This window comes from Oscillospiraceae bacterium (assembly GCA_022483045.1).
In the GTDB taxonomy this organism is placed as follows: domain Bacteria; phylum Bacillota; class Clostridia; order Oscillospirales; family Acutalibacteraceae; genus Caproicibacterium.
Window position 1 is genome coordinate 1,251,192 of record JAKVOA010000001.1, and the last position, 19,832, is coordinate 1,271,023.

Genomic DNA, 19,832 nt, shown 5'->3' on the forward strand with positions numbered 1-19,832 from the left:
TTCTTTCCCGCATATTTTGAGGCCATTTTTCTTTTCTGCGCACAGCACAGGCTTTAATGGACGAAAAGCCGGCGCAAATTCCTGTTATGACCAAAAAAATTTCCAGCCTGCCCATAAACATGCCGGTCATTTCGGCAATCCCAAATTCAGCGGCATAAGATGCAGTAATCGTGTATTTTTAATGCAGTTGCAATCAGATTAGGCATAGCAGAACCGCCTTCCGTCATATGAACACTTTAGCCTGTAATGAAGACCGCACAAAGGGAAAAATTCGAAGCAAGTGTAATCGCCCGCCCAAAAAGCGCCTACCCCCCAAAGGAAGTAAGCGCTTTTCTATCTTCATTCTATTTTATTTTCTGTACAGAAAACAGTTGCACAGAATCAGGCATTGTCCTTGGGGGTATGCCATTTCCAGTCACGCACTTCCGGCAGATCCTGCCCGTAGGTGGAAATATACTGCTTATGTGCCACCAGGGTATCGTTCATCTTCTGCACAAGGTAAGCTCCGCGGTTGCCCAGCTGCGGCAAACGCTCGATGACATCCTTTACCAGGTGGAAACGATCGATGTGGTTCTGCACACGCATATCAAACGGCGTGGTAATGGTGCCCTCTTCCTCATAGCCGCATACGTGCATGTTGCGGTTATGGCGGTGATAGGTCAGCTCGTGTACCAGGGTCGGGTAGCCGTGGAAAGCAAAGACGATAGGCTTATCTTTGGTGAAGAGTTCATCATACTCAACATCGGAAAGGCCGTGCGGGTGCTTGTATTTTGGCTGCAGCTTCATCAGGTCTACAACATTGATGACGCGAATCTTCAGCTCTGGCATGTTGTCGCGCAGAATGGTAACCGCAGCCAGCGTCTCTAAAGTTGGGGTGTCGCCGCAGCAGGCCATGACAACGTCTGGTTCAGCACCCTGGTCGTTGCTCGCCCACTCCCAGATACCGATACCCTGAGTGCAGTGTTTTACAGCTTGGTCCATCGTAAGCCACTGCGGGCGCGGATGCTTGGAAGTAACCATGACATTCACATAGTTTTTGCTGCGAATGCAGTGGTCAAATACGGAAAGCAGGCAGTTGGTATCCGGAGGCAGATACAGACGCACCACGTCTGCTTTTTTGTTGGCAATATGATCCAGAAAACCGGGGTCCTGGTGCGTGAAACCGTTGTGGTCCTGCTGCCAGACATTAGAGGTCAAGATCAGGTTCAGCGAAGCAATAGGCTGGCGCCATGGAATCTGATTGCAAACTTTTAGCCACTTGGCATGTTGTGAAGCCATGCTGTCGACAATACGGATAAATGCCTCATAGCTGGCAAAGAAGCCGTGGCGGCCTGTGAGCAGGTAGCCCTCAAGCCAGCCCTCGCACATGTGCTCGCTGAGCATAGAATCCATTACGCGGCCGTCAGAAGCAAGGAATTCGTCGCTGTCCAGGCGCTTAGCGTTCCAGTCGCGGTTTGTCGCCTCAAAGACTTTGTTCAGGCGGTTCGACATCGTCTCATCCGGCCCAAAGATGCGGAAGTTGCGGCTTTCTTCATTCAGTCTGAAGATATCACGCACAAAACCGCCAAGTTCAATCATATCCTGTTTTTCTACCTGGCCAGGCGCGGGCACATCTACGCCGTAGCTGCGGAAATCGGGCAGGCGCAGGTCGCGCAACAGCTTGCCGCCGTTTGCGTGTGGGTTTGCGCCGATACGGTGGTTTCCGGTAGGGGCAAGTGCCTGCAGCTCAGGAATCAGGCGGCCGTTTTCATCAAACAGCTCTTCAGGGCGATAGCTGTGCAGCCAGTCGCTGAGAATCTGCAGATGTCCTGGGTTTTCCATCGTCATTGGCACCTGGTGTGCGCGGAAAGAGCCCTCAATCTGCTTGCCGTCCACCACTTTAGGGCCGGTCCAGCCCTTGGGGGTGCGCATCACAATCATCGGCCAGCGTGGGCGGGTGGTATCGCCTGTCTCGCGGGCATGCTTTTGGATTGCTTTGATTTCTTCAATAACGGTATCAAGGGTTTCGGCCATTTTGCGGTGCATTGTCATGGGGTCATCGCCCTCGACAAAGTAAGGCTTCCAGCCGCAGCCTAAGAAGAAGTCCTCCACCTCTTCATGCGACATGCGTGAAAAGATGGTCGGGTTGCTGATTTTGTAGCCGTTGAGGTGCAGAATAGGCAGCACCGCGCCATCGTTAATAGGATTTAAGAATTTGTTGGACTGCCAGCTGGTGGCAAGCGGGCCTGTTTCGCTCTCGCCGTCGCCTACAATGCAGGCAGTGATGAGGTCGGGGTTGTCAAACACAGAGCCAAAAGCATGGGCAATGGAGTAGCCCAGTTCGCCGCCCTCATTGATAGAGCCGGGAGTTTCCGGCGCAACATGGCTGGAAATACCGCCCGGGAACGAGAACTGTTTAAAGAGCTTTTTCATACCCTCTTCGTCCTGGCTGATGTTCGGGTAAACTTCGCTGTAGGTGCCCTCCAAGTACGTGTTGGCAACAAAGAAGTTTCCTCCGTGGCCCGGGCCGGAAATAAGGACCATATCCAGGTCGTACTTCTTAATGACGCGGTTCAGGTGCACATAAACGAAATTCTGCCCTGGCACCGTGCCCCAGTGGCCTACAATCTTCTTTTTGACATCGTTCATCGTGAGCGGGCGGCGAAGCAGCGGATTGTCCAGCAGATAGAGCTGGCCTGCGCCAAGGTAGTTGGCGGCGCGCCAGTAGGCATTCATTTTCTGCAGATAATCGTCGGTGAGGGGCTGCTTTTCGACACACGCCTGGTCCTGCATGGCTTTTGTCATTTTGTATCCATCACTTTCCATTAGAGTATTCCGCGGTGCATGTGCACGAGCACATGATAGACCCACTGCGGCATTTACAGAATGATATATATGAAGAATAGGACGGCACGCCGAGTTTGTCAAGCCTTATTGAGAATTCTTTTTTCCACGCTACACAAAAAGTTTTCGTTTTTATGCAGACCGATGTGTTTGTAAAGGCAAAGGTCCAAAAATGGGCCACAGCAAAAAGATTGTATACGATTTCCGTTTAAGCGGGTGTACATGTATCAAAAGGAATATTATAGTAAATACAGAGTAAATTTTTAGGAGGAAATTTTATGAAAATGAAAAAGACTGCCGCTGTTATTTTGGCCCTGCTTATGTGCCTTCCCATAAGCGCGTGCCAAAGCGCAGCAAAACCAGAAAATACTGTAACAGGCTTTTTTGAGGCAGGAAAGAGCTGCGATACTGCAAAGATGCGCTCTTTCATTAATCCAAAGAATGCAAGTTCCAGCAGTTCTTCAAGTGCATCTTCCGACAAAAATGGTGCTGACTTTCAGAAATACTGCACAGATTACCTGAAAGGCAATGCGAAAAAGATCACCTACAACATCAAAGACAGTAGCATCAAAGATTCTTCTGCCACTGTCACTGTGGACTGCAAATATGTTGATGCCTCTGCAATTTTAAAAAGCGCAGTTTCAGAATATATGGTAAAAGCATTTGGCGAAGCTTTCTCCGGCACACAGGCTTCAAGTGATTCTTCTTCTAAAGAAATAAGTCAGCTTATAACCGATAAAATCAAAACGACAAAAGAAACTTTTGTTTCAAAGACAGTGAAAATAAATTGCGTAAAGGTCAGTGACAAATGGTATATCGATAAATTAAGTGATGACCTTGCCGATGTCTTCCTCTCTGGATTTGTATCAGCCGGAAATGAAATTTCAAAATCATTTAACAGTGCAGGTTCCTCATCATCAAATTCCAGCAGCAAATCCAGTTCATCAGCATCTGCTTCTGAATTCAAAAACCATGTTTTAACAACCAGTCATTTCAAAATTGAAATTACAAAAAGTAAAGTAATTGCTCCTGGAGAAAAAGGAAATGAGTATGGTGACAAGTCACTCATCGCTTTTTGGTACAAAACGACAAATTTATCTGGAGAAGAACTGGACCCCTGGAGTGCCTGGTCCACAGCATTTGATGTGATTCAGGATAACAACCCAAACTCTGTAAACAGCTTAAAACTCAGCGGCCTGCCCGATGACAAATTTTCAGATACTGAAATGGAGAAAATCAAAAAGGGCGGTACAGTAGAGAATGCTATATCGTATGAACTCAGTGATACAAAAACGCCGGTAACCGTAAAGACGAATGACAACGTCGGTGAGCAGGTGTTTCCTGTAAAAAAATAGAAAATAGCATTTTATCTGCTTTCATACAAAACAAAAACCGGTTGCGCTAAGGCAACCGGTTTTTTTCGTCATACAGAAGATATTAAAATAAAAGGTTTAGCCCTTAACGCCGCCAAGTGCAACACCGCGGACAATAAATTTGGACAAGCACAGGTAAACAATGATGACAGGTACAATTGCAATGGTGATAAGCATATAGACCTGCCCCATATCAAACTTTAAGAAATCGGCGCCTCTGAGCTGCGCAATGAGAATTGGCAGAGTCTTTTTATTTGCCGAGTCAAGCAGCAGCGCTGGCACGAAGTAATTGTTCCACGCACCTACAAAGGTAAAGATTGCCTGTACAGCGATTGCCGGTTTCATAATCGGCAGTACAATTTTGTTGAAAGTCATAAACTCACTGCTGCCGTCAATTCTGGCAGCCTCCACAATCTCCATCGGCATATTGCTGTCCATGTACTGCTTCATAAAGAAGAAAACGACTGGACTGGCGATTGCAGGCAGGAACAGAGGAATCAGAGAGTTTTTCAGACCTATGGCCGTCATTTCATTGACAAAACCGACAGCAGAAATCTGAGTTGGCATAGTCATAATCAGAAGAATAAGCGCAAACGCGGCTTTCTTCAATTTAAAATCGTAGGCGTGTATCGCATAAGCGGTGAGTGTAGAAAAATAGGTTGCCAACAGCGCACTGAGTGCAGAAACGATGAGGCTGTTCATAATACCGCTGAGTACTGGAATATTTGCGTTGTTAAGTGTGTTGTTCAAGTTGATCCAAAAACTTCTGCCCGGCAGGAAAGAGAAACCCTGCTGAATCTGGAATGTGTTTCGGGATGAATTGATGAGCAGCATATAGAAGAAGAAGAGACACAAAAAGCATAGAAAGCACAGCACAATATAGCAGCCGACTCTGGCCGCGGTCAGTTTACCTTTTCCGCTTTTGATTTCCGGGAAAGCGCTTGTCTTTTCAGTTGAAACCTGCTTATTGTTTGTCATTCCTTTGCGCCCCCTTTATGTGCTTTCGCCTTTCTCAGGCTTTGCGCGGATTCGTTATCCCGTGTCAAAGAGAAATAAACCAGCAGGCAGAGTACCGCGCACAGAATAAACAATACCGTAGAAATGGCACCGGCCATGCCGTAATTCTTACTGTACATATAATTATTCAAATACATAATCATTGTGGTTGTGTTGCGGTCCGGCGCACCGGTGCCGTTTGTCAGGATCTGCGGAACATCAAACATCTGCAGGCCGCCGATCAGTGCCGTGATAAACGTGTAAACAAGGATTGGGCGGATCAGTGGAATCGTAATGCGCCAGAACATCTGTTGCGAAGAGGCACCATCGATTTCAGCTGCTTCATACAGACCAGGGTCCACACCCATGATAGCAGCCAGTAGCACAATGGTTGTGTTTCCAAACCACATTAGGAAGTTCATAAAGCAAACCAGCCCGCGTGAGCCAAGCACTGTGGAAAGGAACTGAATCGGTGTTTTAATAATACCCATCGACATCAGTGACGCATTTACCGGACCATTGTCAGAAAACAGAGTGAAAAACAGCATTGCGAAAGCAGAAGCCATAATAAGGTTTGGCATATAAATCACTGTTTTGAAAAATCCCTGGCACCGCAGCTTGAGGCGTGTGTTGGTAAACCATGCCGCCAGCAGCAGCGCAACAATGATCTGCGGTACAAAACCGATCACCCACATCAGCAGAGTGTTGCCCATGTATTTTGGCAGATCGGTCTGAAACAGACTGGCATAGTTTTTCATTCCTATGAATGTAGGGCCTATGATGCGCAGCCCAGAACGAAAATACTGGAAAAAACTATAATAAATTGTCTGAACAAGCGGGACAAATTGGAAAATAGCAAAAGCCGCAAAAAACGGAATCAAAAATATGTATCCATACTTTGCGTAATTTACTCTTTTCGCTTTCTTCCTCTCTAGTAAATTTCCGGTGCGCATTAGAAAGTCCCCTCTCCTCTGAAAACAAAAGCTGCGCTGCCGTGGGTTTGAAAAATCCGGCTCGCGGCAGTGCAGTCTCTTTATGTAGTCCTCTTATGCTGCTGTGTCAGTCGGCTGTGCTGTGTTTTTTCAGTCAGCAGGCCATTTGATGTCTGTAATTTCCGGATATTTTTCTTTTACAATCTTTTCAAAGTTTGATTTGCACTTTGCTTCGTTGGCATTGCCGGTAAAGTAGTCTTTAAAAGCAGTCTGGATACCTTCATTCATTCCCTGGTCATAAGCACCGGCTTTGCTCATGTCGATTTTCGGTGCAACTTCTGCGAAAAGCTTGATGTGGTTCTGCCCGCCGAGGAAAGCTGACTTGTAGTCACTATTTGCAATTTCTTCCATAGCGGCCTTGTTGTTGGTGTAGTCCTGGCTTTGCTCGGTAATCTTTTTCATATTGTCTTTGTCGCAGGTCATCGACTTCATAATGTCTTTAATTGTGCCCAAGTTGTCAGAACCTTTGCAGGCGCACATCCAAGTGCCGCCCCAGTAGTAGCTCTGTGGCCCTTTGCAGACAGCATAGTCGCCATAAATGCCGTTGCCCACTTCTTCTTTGCCGCCCTCTTTGGTCGGTGTTTTCAGAGAGTTGCCAACCAGTGTAAAGTTAATTCCCCAAGTGGAGTAGAAGAAGCCCATAACTTTGCCAGTCGGGCCCTGGTCTGCCTGCCACTTGTCATCCCACAGGGAAGTCTTGTTGTTGTAGCCTTTGTTCGTGTAGTCTTTTGTCTGTTTTACCCACTTCATTATATTCGGGTCAACAGTTGCGGTCGTGCCCGTTACCCACGGTGCAGAAACGTTATTGGAAAAGACACGGTAGCTGTCATCGAAGCCAGAGAGCATCTTGTAGCCCATCGTATTTGTTTTTTTTGCAACTGCGTCAAATTTTGCCCAGTCAGAGAGCTGTTCTTGCACTTTATCCGGGTCATCTGTGCCTAGCACTTTTTTGGCAATAGAACGGCGGTAAGCAAAAAGGCCTGGGGTTGCCTGCCAAGATGTACCCTTGATTGCCTTATTTTTATCCGTTACAATATCTTTTGTATACTGGTACTGATTGGAAAGGTCATCATCTGTCAAACCGACATCTTTCTTTATATCCAGTGTGTATTCGGAGTCGACGTACTTCAAAGCATAGTCCGCCTCTACCAAAAACATGTCAATCTTATCATCTGTTTTTGCTGAATCCTGCGCCTGCAAAGCGGCATCCAGTTTGTTTTGGTAGTTGTTGTTATCGTTGGGATTAATCGTCCACTTTACGACTGTGCCATCTTTGAGTGTGGTTGTTGATTTATCTTTTGCCACCCCTTTGACATTCGGATAGAACTTGTTGAACTGTCCTTGGAATTCATCGTTCCAGCACCAAATATTCAGTGTCTTTCCTTCCTTTGCAGCAGTGCTGCTTGTGGCAGCGCCGTTTTGAGAACTTGACGATGCTCCACCACAGGCTGCTGCCGATACGGCGATTGCCGCTGCCAATGCAACTGCGGCCCATCTTTTTACGCTTTTTTTCATAATACTTATCCTCCTTTGATTTCCATATAAAATCAAATATTGTATATCAGGTGCTCCTCACCTGTTGATACGCCGAAACCATTTTGCCCGGTAAGTACGTAAGGCTGCTTTGCCGAAAGTTAGCCGTCCCGTATCTAATTTGGCAAATTCCTTTTCATAAAGCTATGTTAAAACGTTTTCATGAGTCTAATATAGCATATGTATTCAGCAAATGCAATAGTTTCTATTGAAAAAATAAAATATAAATTAGAGAAATTATCTTAATAATCCCCAGATAATTTCCTAATAAAATTTTTTTAGATTTAAATTTGTACTTTTACATCTTGATTGCGCATAAAATCAGTGTTTTTACGAAATCGTTTAATTTTTTTGCACGTGTGGATCCTTTCTGCCTCTGATAGTATGTAAAATAATTTGTATATCCTGTACAAAATTCTTTCTGATAAGGAGTTTTCCGTACAGGCACTTGCTTAACTTTCCGCAAAGCAAAAGAGAATTCCAATATTAAGAAAACGTTTTCAAGCATGCCCTTTCGTATTCTACACAGCACAGCAGCAAACTCAATACCCTGAAAGGAAGCCATTTTCACATTCTTTACAGCTGCCCTTGCTGCACAAAAAAATTCCTCGGACTACCTTTTTCGGTAATCCGAGGAATTTCTATTTATGCTGCGAAATGTTACAGAGCGAGCAAACCCTGTCGCTTACAATAAGACTTTTCGCATGGCACTTATTTGGTGGAGATGAGGAGAGTCGAACTCCTGTCCGAAAGCCGTTTGCCTAGGTTTTCTACGAGCGTAGCCAGTGGTTTTATTCTCCCGGTGCACAGCGCCCTACTGGCAGGCTCAGTGCACCGGCAGCCCCTGCTTCATGACCGGGCGAGGGGCAGCGCTCGGTTCACGTTCACCGCTGAGTTACGCCCTCAGCCGGGCCGCGGTACTCCCGGAGAGGACGGCAGCTTTTTAATTAAGCTGCAACAGCCATCCCATAATTGTTAAAGTTAACGTTCATGACATTGCTGTTTTTCTTAGAAGATTTCTCAACTAAATTTAGGGTGCGGATTGATGAAGCGGTCCCGCTCCGCTACTCGCTTGCCGAGGTTCTCAGCCCCCGTCGAAACCTTTACATCCCCCTAAAAGGCCGGATTCCAGCCTAATTTTAGTATAGCATAGAATCCAGCAGAATACAACATACAGAAAATGTTCAGCGGTACTGCGTCTTTACTGCACGGTCAATGTCGCGTTTTGCTGCGCGTGCAGCCATATCTGCGCGCTTATCATACAGCTTTTTACCACGGCACAACCCAACCTGCACTTTTACCAGACTTCCCTTAAAATATACAGAAAGCGGAATGAGCGAATAGCCCTGCTGTTTGACAATACCGAAAAGGCGCATAATCTCGCGCTTGTGCATCAGCAGGCGGCGCGCACGCACTGGGTCGCGGTTAAACTGATTGCCGTGTTCATAGGGGCTAATGTGCATTCCCCGCACCAGCAGCTCACCATTTTCGACCGCACACCACGCGTCTTTCAGATTGCAGCCGCCAGCACGCAGGGACTTTACCTCTGTGCCGCACAGCTCAATGCCCGCCTCGAAAGATTCCTCTACAAAATAATCATGGTAGGCTTTTTTGTTACGGGCAATCGTCTTGAAATTTTCTTTGCGTTCCATTTGCACACCCCGTTTCCGGCAGCTTTTTACAGTTCGCTGCGGCCCTCTAATGCGCGCAGCAGCGTCACTTCATCCGCGTACTCCAAATCGCCGCCTACAGGAATACCGTAGGCAAGGCGTGTTACCTTAATGCCCAGCGGCTTTATCAGGCGCGATATGTACATGGCAGTCGCTTCTCCCTCTACTGTGGGGTTCGTAGCCATAATCACTTCTTTTACCGTGCCATCGTGCAGACGGTCCAAAAGTTCCTTAATACACAGCTGGTCCGGCCCAACATCGGAAAGCGGCGAAATTGCCCCATGCAGCACATGGTATGTACCGGTATACTCATTAGTGCGCTCCATAGCAGCCACATCGCGGGGATCCTCTACCACGCAAATGACCGACTTGTCGCGGCGGTCGTCCCGGCAGATAGGACACAGCGGCTGGTCAGTGAGATTACAGCAGACCTTGCAGTAATGAATTTTCTCGTGCGCTTCCAGCAAAGCATCGGCAAATGCCTGCACCTGCTCTTTGCTCATACCAAGCACATGGTAAGCAAGGCGCTGAGCGCTTTTGTGCCCAACCCCCGGCAGCTGCTCAAACTGGTCGACCAAGCGCGCCAGCGGCGCAACATGATACCCTGCCATTTAAAACAGCCCTGGCACATTCAGCCCGCCGGAAAGGGCCTCCATCTGCTCATCTTTGTCTTTAGCTGCCGCGCGCAGCGCTTCGTTTACCGCAGCCATGACCAAGTCAGACAGCATCTCTACGTCCTCCGGGTCAACAACCTCGGGCTTAATTTCAATACTCTTTACTTCCATTTTTCCCAGTACTGTTGCCTTTACAGCATCGCCGCCAGAGGTGGCAGAATACTCTTTTTCGTCTAATTCCTGGTTCAGTTCATTCATCTGCTCCTGCAGTTTCTGTGCTTGTTTGGCAATCTGCTGCAGGTTCTGCGGACCTTTGCTCTGGGGAACTCTTGCCTTCATAATTGAAACCTCCGCCTATTTCTGTTTTCTATCTGCGCTTTGTGCGCGGACTTTTTTCTGTGTCAAACCATCATATAACATCCCAGCCAGACAGGTCAAGGAGTTTTTATTTTTCAATAACAGGAATTCCCTGTTCCTTTGCGCGCTGCTCCATTTCTTTGAGCGGGTCGCTCTGTTGCTCGCGCTTTTGCGCTGAGCGGTACGGTCCCAGGTGATACATCTTTCCTGTCACCTGCTGGATTGCGCGGCGCATACTGTCCCGCTGAGAGGACTCACGTAAAAGACGAAACGCCAATTCATTATTGGCATCAATTAGAACATAGTTTCCGCTGACATACGCTTTCGTTCCGTGAAACGCCGCTGCAATCGACTTAGAATACCGTTTCAGCGCCTGCACAATTTCGGGCCACTCGGCAAGAGGCACCGCGTTTGCCGCAAGTTCTTCTGCGGTCTGCGGCTTTGCCCGCTTTTCCGGCAGCGGCTCGCTCTGCGGCAAAGTCGCTTCCGCAAGCGGTGTTTCCGTTGCAGCAGCCTTTGGCACCTGCTCTAGTGGATTTTCCGGTACATCTGCCAGGGCCGGCACAGCCGGCGATTCTGTTGTTGGTTCCGTTTGCAGCGGTGCAGCCGAAACTTTCGGTGTAACCGCTGCGGCCGGCGTTTTCGGCAGAGACCCTTTGGTAGGTACCGCGGAAGCAGGCCGCTGTGCAGTCGGTGCCTGCAGCGGTGCTGCAGGCCCACGCTGTTCCAGTGCACAAATACGGCGCACCAGCGCGGCTTTGCTGTCGTCCAGTTCTGGACAGCAAAGCCGCAGCATGCTCATTTCCATCTCGGTGCGGCGGTCTACGCCCCGGTACATGCGCTCGAGTGTATCTTGCAGAGTATCTAAGCCGTGCAAAATAACCGGCAGCGGAATTTTCAGGGCCTGCTGCTCTAGTTTTCTGTACTCGTCCTCGGTCACAGCCACTAGGGAGCGGGCGTCTTTCATGGTCTTAATCAGCATCAGCGCCCGCAAATGCGCGGAAAACTCCTCGCACAGACGCGCCATGTCTTTGCCGCTTTTATGCGCTTCATCAATCACCGCAAGCGCCTCGGCGCTGTCCTGCCGATAAACAGCATCTGCCAAACGAAATAAATGGTCGCGGCTGGCAAGGCCTGCCGCTTCGTTTACGATCTGTACTGTCACTTCTCTGCCGCGGCCCAGACATTGGTCCAAAAGGGAGAGTGCGTCACGCATGGCACCATCTGAAAGGCGCGCAAGCAGCAAAGCTGCCTCTGGCTCCAGGGACGCGCCCTCCTGCCCAGCAATATACGTCAAGCGGGCGGCAATCTCTTCCGGTGCGATCCGGTGGAAGTCAAAGCGCTGGCAGCGGGAAAGAATGGTCGCCGGCAGCTTCTGTACTTCTGTAGTTGCTAAAATAAAAATAACATGGGCTGGCGGCTCTTCTAAAGTCTTGAGCAGCGCATTGAATGCACCGCTTGAGAGCATGTGCACTTCGTCGATGATGTACACGCGGTACTTTGCCACTGCCGGGGTGAAATTCGCCTCTTCGCGCAGCATACGGATACTGTCGACGCCGTTATTGCTGGCAGCATCAATTTCCACAATATCCATAATGCTGCCGTCCTGTACGCCGCGGCAGATTTCGCATTTCCCACAGGGTTCGCCGTCTTTGGGGTGCAGGCAGTTGACCGCTTTTGCTAAAATCTTGGCACAGGTAGTTTTGCCGGTGCCATGGCAGCCGGTAAACAAGTAAGCGTGTGCCACTCTGCCCGCAGTCAGCTCGTTTTTCAGCGTCTTTGTGACCTGCGGCTGACCAATGACATCCGCAAAAACCTGCGGGCGCCATTTGCGGTAAAGCACTTGATACATGCACACACTTCCTTGTTTTTTCTGCTCGCACGATAAAAATTCTATACCGGAACAGCATACAAAAGATCTATCTTTTCCCGCCCACAGTTGTCTTCCCTTCCCGCACGAAACGAGTGCTTTGTTTCGGGAAAAAGTTCGCTGTGTGCAAAAAAAGCAAGGCAGGCGCTTTGCGCCGCCGCACAGCCGGATATACAGATGGACAGACAAACCTGCATCGCACAGGGCCACTCCGCTTAATGCTGCTCGGTTCCCCGCCTGACATGGTTCACGGCGCCCCGCCGCACAGAGCCCGCCCATCTGCATATCCCGCCGCGCGATTTTTGCCTTGCTTCTGCAGTCTTTCGCACACTATAGAATACAGGAATATATTATATACGATTTTCTGAAAAAACTCAAGCTTTTTCAGAATTTTCCTGTGGCCTTGTATGCAGCAGGCAGGCTTTGTGCTATACTAGAAAAAGCGGTTACCGCTTTTTGCGGCCATTCCGTTTTTCTATATTCTCATTAAAAAAGGAGCCTTTTTATGCTGTTTGGTGAACACATTCTTCCGTACAAAAAGCAAATCCTGCGGGATTTAAAAGAATTAGTCAGAATTCCCTCCGTTGTCAGCAGCCCATTGCCCGGGAAACCTTTTGGTGAAGAGAGTGCCCGTGCTCTGCAGACCATCTTAAAAATGGCCGGCAGCCTGGGACTCGAAACCAAAAACGTCGGCAACTACGCCGGCCATGCGGTTTACGGCCAGGGCAGCGACTTTGCCGATGTGCTGTGCCATGTTGATGTCGTACCCGCCGGCGATGGCTGGGAAACCGAGCCGTTTGACACCACCGAAAAGGACGGCCAGCTTTACGGCCGCGGCACCGCCGATGATAAAGGTGCCGCTGTGGTCGCGCTGTACTGTCTGAAAGCCCTGCAGGACGCCGGGGTAAAGACCAAGCGCCGCATTCGCGTGATTTTCGGTGCCGGTGAAGAAGTCGCAAGCAACGACATCGCCACCTATTATGCTTCCGAGCACCTGCCGGTCTTTGGCTTTACGCCCGACAGCGATTACGGTATCTGCAACCGTGAAAAGGGTATTTTGCGGCTCGACTTTTCCGGTGGTGATGACTCCACAGCCGTGCGCCTGTTTACAGCAGGCGATGTAGTGAACGCCGTGCCAGCCAAAGCAGAGACGGTTGTTGTCTGCTCGGAAGAGCAGGCCAACGCATTCTTGGAAATGACCGAAGATGCCGACAATTTCCGCTGCACCAGAACCCCCGATGGCGTCTGCATTGACTCTGAGGGAGTTGCTTCTCATGCCATGCAGCCGCAGGAGGGCGTAAATGCCGCCGAAAAGCTGATTTTGCTGCTTGCCGATGTGCTGAATAAAGAAGAGCTCGGCAGTCTTTTATGCTTCTTAGATGAAAAAGTAAAGAATGAATACAACGGTGCCACTGCCGGCATTCAGCAGAGCGATGAGCCCTCTGGTCCGCTGACCTTAAACCTCGGTTTGGTGCGTATCGGCGAGGGCACCCCCTCTGCCGGCATTGATATCCGCTACCCGGTGACGGCCAGCGGAGACGATATTTTTGCACAGATGCAGCGTATCAGTGCGCCATACGGCCTTACCTGCGTACGCACCTGCGAAAATGTACCGCTCTACTTGCCGGAAGACAGCGAGCTGATTCGCCTTTTAAAGGGCTCTTATGCCGCTGTCATGGGTGAAGAGCCCACCGTATATGCAACCGGCGGCGGCACCTATGCCCGTGAGCTTGAGGGCCGCGGCGTTGCTTTCGGTCCCTTTTTCCCGGATGAGCCGGATCGCCGCCTGCACAACACAAATGAAAGCATTGACCTTGCCCGTTTTGAGCAGCATGCGCAAATCTGCATGCAGGCTATGTATGATATGGCTGTAAAATAAAGAATACGAAAATTAGAAATAACTGCAAAGTGACTGCCCAGAATCTGTGACGCCGGGCAGCCGCTCTTTAGAGAGGAAGGAAAAGCTGTGAATCTCGCAATTCGGTACTATACAAAAACAGGAAATACAAAAAAATTGGCCGAAGCCGCCGCGGAAACCCTCGGCGTGCCCGCACTGCCCGTCTCTGTGCCGCTGAAAGAGCCAGCCGACATTTTGTTTTTGGGCAGCTCGGTCTACGCTGGTTACGTAGACCAGGCAGTGGAGCAGTTTATCGCTTCTTTAGACAAGTCTCAGGTAAAGAAAGTGGTGAATTTCAGCACGGCCGCTGTGCTCTCTTCCACCTACGGCAGCATGAAAAAGCTGCTCACCGCAAAGGGAATCCCGCTGGACAGCCGCGAATTTCACTGCCGCGGAAAGTTCTTCTTTCTGCACCGCAGCCACCCAAACCAGGCCGACCTTTCACGTATGAAAGCGTTTGTCAAAAACGTGGTTTCTTCTGACGAAAAATGAGGCAAGCAGAATGAAATACACGAATTGCCCACCGCACGAAACAGCCTTGATTACCGGTGCTTCCTCCGGGATTGGAAAAGAGATGGCTGTCCTTTTTGCCGCGCACGGCTTTGACCTGGTTCTGACCGCAAGAAACCGCCAGCGGCTGGAAGCCCTTGCCGCGCAGCTGCGCAGCGCTTACCATATTAAAGTTTTGATTCTACCAGCAGATCTTTCAGACCCCTCGAGTGCAGAAAAGCTGTACAGCGCGGTGCACGAAAGGGGAATCGTGATTGACCAGTTTGTCGACAACGCCGGCAGCGGCTGCCGGCAGGAGGTGAGCAAAGCCGACCCAAAAACCATGGTTGACACCATTAACCTAAACGTCAGCAGCGTGACCCTTTTGGCACACTACTTTGCTGCAGAAATGGTCGCGCGCGGCAGCGGTAAAATTCTGATCACCTCCTCTGTCAGCGCTTTTGCGCCGGACCCATACTTTGCGGTCTACTGTGCAACAAAGGCCTACGACCTGCTGTTTGGCAAAACGCTGTGGGCAGAGCTGCGCAAAACACCGGTCAGTGTGAGTATCCTATGTCCTGGGCCTACAAAGACCAACTTTTCACAGAATGCCGGCCGCAAGGATGCCGCCTTCGCGGCAAATCCGCGTGCGGTGGCGCTTTCCGCTTATCAGGGAATGCAGCGCGGCAAGTTTTTGATTATCCCCTCGCCTCTATACAAAGCCGCCTATGTCGCAGCCCGCGTGCTGCCAACAAAGCTGTGTCTCTGCTTCATTGAGCGCTACCAAAAGGGGCTTGCGCCGGAGGGCGTCGCCCGCACAAAAGGCTAGCCTATTTCATGCGGCTCGCGGGAAAGTTCTGTACTGCCGCTTCTTGTAAACAAATTTGATTCTGCAAAGGCTTTCCCACTTTTACCGGTGGAAAGGCCTTTTCGTTTGCTCACAAAGCTGTGCCTCTGCTTTATGGAGCACTGCCAAAAGGGGCTTGCGCCGGAGGGCGTCGCCCGCACAAAAGGCTAGCCTATTTCATGCGGCCTGCAGGAAAATCCTGTACTGCCATGCCCCAGTGGCACTTTTTGCTGCAGCGCATACTATGAACTGTACCGAACATGCAAAACAAAAAGCCATTTTTGCCGAAATGCAGTTTTTGCAGCAACGGCCCTTTTCCCGTCCTTTTCCAAAGGCCGCCTTACGAAAGCGACTTCTATTTTGCGTAAAAGCTTTCGCCGGCTTCAGCACCGCTGGTACCGGCGATTTCTGCGCTGTGCGCTGCGGGCAAAACCGTGCGCCGCCTGACAAAGGAGAGAAACAAATGGATACCTACGAACCCTCTGACCAATGGAGCGATAAATTTGATGATTCCCAGCTGCCGCCTATCCCGCAGCAGGCCGGCTCATGCACCTCTGTGGGCAGCCACCGTGCCCAGGTGACTTTGCCGGTCGCCCTAAAGCCAAAAACCACCTTGGGAAGTGTTGAAACCGAGTGCTGTGGCGACCCCTCCATTATCTGCCGCGAAAACCGCTGCACGCATCTGTGTGAATTTTTAATCGTACAAAAGATCTGCATTAAAATTCCCGTCACGTACTCTACCACTGCCAGCGCCGGCGACCCCTCTATTTTCTGCGGACGCTGCGGAGAGTGCGGCTGCGGCAGAGACGAATAATCCGCCAAATAAAAAGGGACTGCACAGAGAGCGTCAGCAGCTTTCTGTACAGTCTTTTTTATAGTTTTTTATTTTAATGAAACTCTATTTGTGTTTCAGGTGCTCCTGCATCACCTGCAGGAACTGCTGCGCCAAAACATCGTACTCGTGGTGCTGCAGAATGTAGGCATGGCCTCGGGCGCCCATGGCGGCAAGTTTTTCTTTTGGCATAGCCGCCAATTCCTGCGCGGCGGCAGCTATGGCTGAGCTGTCCTCCGGAGGAATGGAAACGCCACAGCCGGCCTCGGCCACCATATCGTTGCCGGCCTCAACAGCAAAGATAACCGGCTTGCCGGCCATCATATAATCCATCAGTTTATTTGGGGAAACGCCGAAGCGAAACAGCGGCTGCCGCTGCAGGCCAATATATAAAGCATCCATCTGTGCCAAAAGCTCGGGCACCTGACCGCGGGATACCGGCTCTAAAAAGCTGACGTTTTGGAGACCGGCGGCTTTCTTTTTCAGGCGTTCGCGCTCCGGCCCAGGGCCGATGAGCAAAAGCTTTATCTTTTTTCCCTGCAGCTTCTGTCCAGCCTCTACAAAGCTGTCAAGTGCATTGGCGACGCCATGCGCACCAGTGTAGGCCACTAAGAACCAGCCCTCATCATGCCAGCGCCCAATCTGCTCAGCATACACCGGCTGCGCGGGCAGGGGCTTTTCCCAGTCGGCTTTTACAATTCCGTTTGGGATACAATAAAAGGCTTCCGGCCGCATGCCATGTTCGACAAAGTGCTCTTTTGAGCACGGCAATAAACTGACGATTGCGTCGGTCGATCTGCAGCATTCATTCTCTGCATGCTGCATCACCATGATAAACGGATGATGTGCACTCATGTGCCCCAGTTCCATCGGGCTGAGCGGCCACAGGTCGTGCACTTCATAAATGACCTCGGCATTATAACGCTTTGCAATCGCCTCTGCCGGGTAAATATCCAGGGGATAAGTACTGGAGGCAATAACAACATCCGGCTTTCCTACGGCGCAGATTTCTTTCTGATATTTTTTTACGCCGTGCAGGAACGACAGAATATTGCGAATGCGGCCGACGCCGTTTCCATCATACTGCGGCCCGGCAATCCAGAACCAGCGGATGCCATCCTCTGTTTCTGTAAAAAACGGCCGGCCTTTCATGTCGGGGTTTTGGGTACGCAGGTGGCTATAAGAACTTGCAACAATCGTTACAGTATGGCCTGCCTCTGCCCAGCGCTTCGCCATAAAATACGGCCGAAACTCCATACCAAGCTTTGGGGAACCCGCATAGTGCTCAAGGTAAATGATGTTCATGCGGTTTTCACTCCCCCTGCCCGCAAACAATGCGGGCAATCTTTTCACTGGCGTGGCCGTCGCCAAACGGGTGCGCATTGCGCACAGACGGGTCGGGCACGGTATGAAGTGCCTTATTCAAAATATCCTGTGTCTCAAGTTTGGCCAGCACATTCCAGCCGCCGGCCAGAGTTTCAATCCATTCTGTCTCACTGCGCAGGGTAATACACGGCACTTCCATAAACCATGCCTCTTTCTGCAATCCACCGCTGTCGGTGAGCACCTGGCAGGCGCCGTTTGTCAAAAGCAGCATTTCCAAGTAGCCCACTGGGTCAATCAGCTGAATGTTCTTGTAGCCGCGGTGCTTGAGCGCCTGCTCTGCTAAGGGGCGGGTGCGTGGGTGAATCGGAATGACCACGCGCTGCGGCAGCTGCTCAAAGGCATCAAAGATACGCTCAATGGCCGCTTCGCCGCCGTCGGTCGTTTCGGCGCGGTGCAGAGTCGCCAGGCGATACTGCTTTGGCGCAATGCCCAGCTGCTCGTAAATCTTACGCTTCTCCGGATTTTTCAGGGCAACTTCACGGAAATGCAGAACGCTGTCAAGCATAACATCCCCGGTCACAGAGACTCCTTCTGTAATGCCCTCTTTTGCCAAATTCTTTTTGGCTGTTTCGGTCGGGCAGAAAAGCCATGTGGAAATGTGATCACTCAAAATGCGGTTCTGCTCTTCCGGCATACGCATATTGTAAGAGCGCAGACCGGCCTCGACATGTGCCACCGGAATGTGCAGCTTGCTTGCTGCCAAAGCGCCCGCCAAAGTAGAGTTAGTGTCACCATACACCAGCATTACATCTGGTTTTTCCTTAAAAAGAATTTCTTCAATGCCAATCAGCATTTCACCGGTCTGGCGGCCGTGTGTGCCGCTGCCTACACCCAGATTGTACGCTGGGTGCGGAATTTGCAGCTCCTCAAAAAAGACCGCAGACATATTCTTATCATAATGCTGCCCGGTATGCACCAAAACTTCCTGGCACAGTGGAGCCAAAGCGGCGGAAACCACGCTAGCCTTGATAAACTGCGGCCGTGCGCCAACTACCGTAACAATTTTCATGACAATCCTCCTGCTTTTTTGCCTGTTTCAGCGCACTTTTACGTCTTCGCTGCACATCTCTGTGCTGGCAAAAGACAGGCCGTCAAACTTCACAGCCTTGCCGGTCTTCTGGCTCTTATAGGCAGCTAAGATAATCTTCATGGCCTTAATGCCCTCGTACCCGGAAACCAGCGGGCGGGTGTGCGTATTGATTGCATGAATATAGTTGGCGTACAGGGCGTTGTGTCCGCTGCCATAAACGTCTTTCGGGTCTTTGCCAGCAAGCTTGGCAACTGCTTCATCCTGCTCAGCGGGCTTTTCAAAGTTCCATGTCTGCACACGGTTAACTGCCAGGCCGCCGATAACCGCACAGCCGGTCGCACCGAAAATAGAAAGCGTTTCTTCCAGGTTTTTCGGGTATACACAGGCGGTGCCCTCTACAATGCCGATAGCGCCGTTTTTAAAGCGAATCAAAATAGAGCCGAAGTCCTCGGCCTCGATGTCACGCAGATAGTTGCCGGTCATAGCCATGATGGTGTCCGGCTGGCCACCCAGGCTCCACTGCAGCAGGTCAATATTGTGAATGCACTGATTCATCAGTGTGCCGCCGTCCTGCGCCCAGGTGCCGCGCCACGGGGCCTGCTGATAATACGACATGTTGCGGTTCCATAAAATGCGTGCAGTACCGCTCACCAGTTTGCCAAAGCGGCCGTCGTCCAGCGCCTTGTGCAGCTGCTGAATCGGCTCGTTGAAGCGGTTTTGGTGGCAGACGCCCAAAGTCACGTTCTTTGCTTCTGCGGTGGCAATCATCTTTTCCGCATCAGCTGTAGAGAGAGCCATTGGCTTTTCAGTCAGCACATGTTTACCGTGCTCCATGCAGTAAATGGCAATCTGTGCATGATAGCCGCTCTCGGTTGCAATAGAGCAGGCGTTGATTTCTTGTTCTTCCAGTGCTTTTTTGTAGTCGGTATAGATAAGCGGCTCATAACCAGCCTGTTCTTTGAGCATGGCAGCCTTTGCCTCGGCGCGCTCGCGTACCGGGTCACAGACAACTGCAAGGGTCATGGTGTCTTTATTTGCAGCAGCAGCCGCAATGTGGTTTTTACTGATACGGCCGCAGCCGATAAGCATAAAGCGTAATTTTGCCATTCTAGTAAAACTCTCC

The 19,832-nt window shown here is 50.3% G+C and carries 16 protein-coding genes and 2 other RNA genes; 5 read left to right on the forward strand and 13 right to left on the reverse strand.

Annotation, left to right across the window (positions count from 1 at the left end; genetic code table 11):
- Positions 1-381: 381 nt before the first annotated feature.
- Positions 382-2,772, reverse strand: coding sequence for a phosphoketolase family protein (locus LKE53_06020; protein MCH3972310.1), 2,391 nt, complete (start codon positions 2,770-2,772; stop codon positions 382-384).
- 329 nt (positions 2,773-3,101) lie between these two features.
- Here LKE53_06020 and LKE53_06025 point away from each other — a divergent pair, with 329 nt between their 5' ends.
- A complete protein-coding gene (locus tag LKE53_06025) occupies positions 3,102-4,178 on the forward strand; it encodes a DUF5067 domain-containing protein (protein ID MCH3972311.1) in 1,077 nt (358 codons plus the stop codon).
- Between the two features lie 96 nt (positions 4,179-4,274).
- Here the strand turns inward: LKE53_06025 and LKE53_06030 are convergent, their stop codons facing one another.
- The 9 genes from LKE53_06030 to ffs form a co-directional block, all read right to left on the reverse strand.
- Entirely contained in the window at positions 4,275-5,174 is a 900-nt protein-coding gene (locus LKE53_06030) for a carbohydrate ABC transporter permease (GenBank protein MCH3972312.1), read from the reverse strand.
- On the reverse strand, positions 5,171-6,145 hold the full coding sequence (locus tag LKE53_06035; protein ID MCH3972313.1) for a sugar ABC transporter permease: 975 nt from the start codon (positions 6,143-6,145) through the stop codon (positions 5,171-5,173). The genes LKE53_06030 and LKE53_06035 overlap by 4 nt, the downstream gene beginning before the upstream one ends.
- Before the next feature lie 129 nt (positions 6,146-6,274).
- Positions 6,275-7,699: a carbohydrate ABC transporter substrate-binding protein gene (locus LKE53_06040; protein ID MCH3972314.1), complete on the reverse strand. Its 1,425-nt coding sequence runs from the start codon at positions 7,697-7,699 to the stop codon at positions 6,275-6,277.
- A gap of 734 nt (positions 7,700-8,433) precedes the next feature.
- Positions 8,434-8,830: a transfer-messenger RNA gene (gene ssrA, locus LKE53_06045) on the reverse strand.
- A gap of 71 nt (positions 8,831-8,901) precedes the next feature.
- Positions 8,902-9,369 (reverse strand): SsrA-binding protein SmpB, encoded by a 468-nt coding sequence (gene smpB, locus LKE53_06050; GenBank protein ID MCH3972315.1) that lies wholly within the window; start codon positions 9,367-9,369, stop codon positions 8,902-8,904.
- Positions 9,370-9,395: 26 nt separating this feature from the next.
- Complete coding sequence (gene recR / locus LKE53_06055; protein MCH3972316.1) at positions 9,396-9,998, reverse strand: recombination mediator RecR; 603 nt, start codon at positions 9,996-9,998, stop codon at positions 9,396-9,398.
- On the reverse strand, positions 9,999-10,340 hold the full coding sequence (locus LKE53_06060) for a YbaB/EbfC family nucleoid-associated protein (protein ID MCH3972317.1): 342 nt from the start codon (positions 10,338-10,340) through the stop codon (positions 9,999-10,001). It lies immediately after the preceding gene.
- 106 nt (positions 10,341-10,446) lie between these two features.
- Entirely contained in the window at positions 10,447-12,210 is a 1,764-nt protein-coding gene (dnaX, locus tag LKE53_06065; GenBank protein ID MCH3972318.1) for a DNA polymerase III subunit gamma/tau, read from the reverse strand.
- Positions 12,211-12,410: 200 nt separating this feature from the next.
- An RNA gene (gene ffs / locus LKE53_06070) (signal recognition particle sRNA small type) lies at positions 12,411-12,505 on the reverse strand.
- A gap of 228 nt (positions 12,506-12,733) precedes the next feature.
- Here ffs and LKE53_06075 point away from each other — a divergent pair.
- The 4 genes from LKE53_06075 (at position 12,734) to LKE53_06090 (ending at position 16,275) form a co-directional block, all read left to right on the forward strand.
- A complete protein-coding gene (locus LKE53_06075) occupies positions 12,734-14,107 on the forward strand; it encodes a Sapep family Mn(2+)-dependent dipeptidase (GenBank protein ID MCH3972319.1) in 1,374 nt (457 codons plus the stop codon).
- Between the two features lie 87 nt (positions 14,108-14,194).
- On the forward strand, positions 14,195-14,617 hold the full coding sequence (locus LKE53_06080) for a flavodoxin (GenBank protein MCH3972320.1): 423 nt from the start codon (positions 14,195-14,197) through the stop codon (positions 14,615-14,617).
- A gap of 10 nt (positions 14,618-14,627) precedes the next feature.
- Entirely contained in the window at positions 14,628-15,443 is an 816-nt protein-coding gene (locus LKE53_06085) for an SDR family oxidoreductase (GenBank protein ID MCH3972321.1), read from the forward strand.
- 481 nt (positions 15,444-15,924) lie between these two features.
- Positions 15,925-16,275, forward strand: a complete 351-nt coding sequence (locus LKE53_06090) for a hypothetical protein (GenBank protein ID MCH3972322.1) — start codon at positions 15,925-15,927, stop codon at positions 16,273-16,275.
- An 84-nt stretch (positions 16,276-16,359) separates the two neighbouring features.
- Here LKE53_06090 and LKE53_06095 read toward each other — a convergent pair whose 3' ends face one another.
- Genes LKE53_06095 through LKE53_06105 form a run of 3 tightly spaced genes read right to left on the reverse strand, consistent with a single transcriptional unit; the run spans position 16,360 to position 19,816 of the window.
- On the reverse strand, positions 16,360-17,598 hold the full coding sequence (locus tag LKE53_06095; protein MCH3972323.1) for a glycosyltransferase family 4 protein: 1,239 nt from the start codon (positions 17,596-17,598) through the stop codon (positions 16,360-16,362).
- 7 nt (positions 17,599-17,605) lie between these two features.
- Positions 17,606-18,694 carry a UDP-N-acetylglucosamine 2-epimerase (non-hydrolyzing) gene (gene wecB, locus LKE53_06100; GenBank protein ID MCH3972324.1) on the reverse strand — a complete coding sequence of 363 codons (1,089 nt, stop codon included), beginning with the start codon at positions 18,692-18,694 and terminating at the stop codon, positions 17,606-17,608.
- Positions 18,695-18,715: 21 nt separating this feature from the next.
- Positions 18,716-19,816 carry a Gfo/Idh/MocA family oxidoreductase gene (locus tag LKE53_06105; GenBank protein MCH3972325.1) on the reverse strand — a complete coding sequence of 367 codons (1,101 nt, stop codon included), beginning with the start codon at positions 19,814-19,816 and terminating at the stop codon, positions 18,716-18,718.
- Positions 19,817-19,832: the final 16 nt, after the last annotated feature.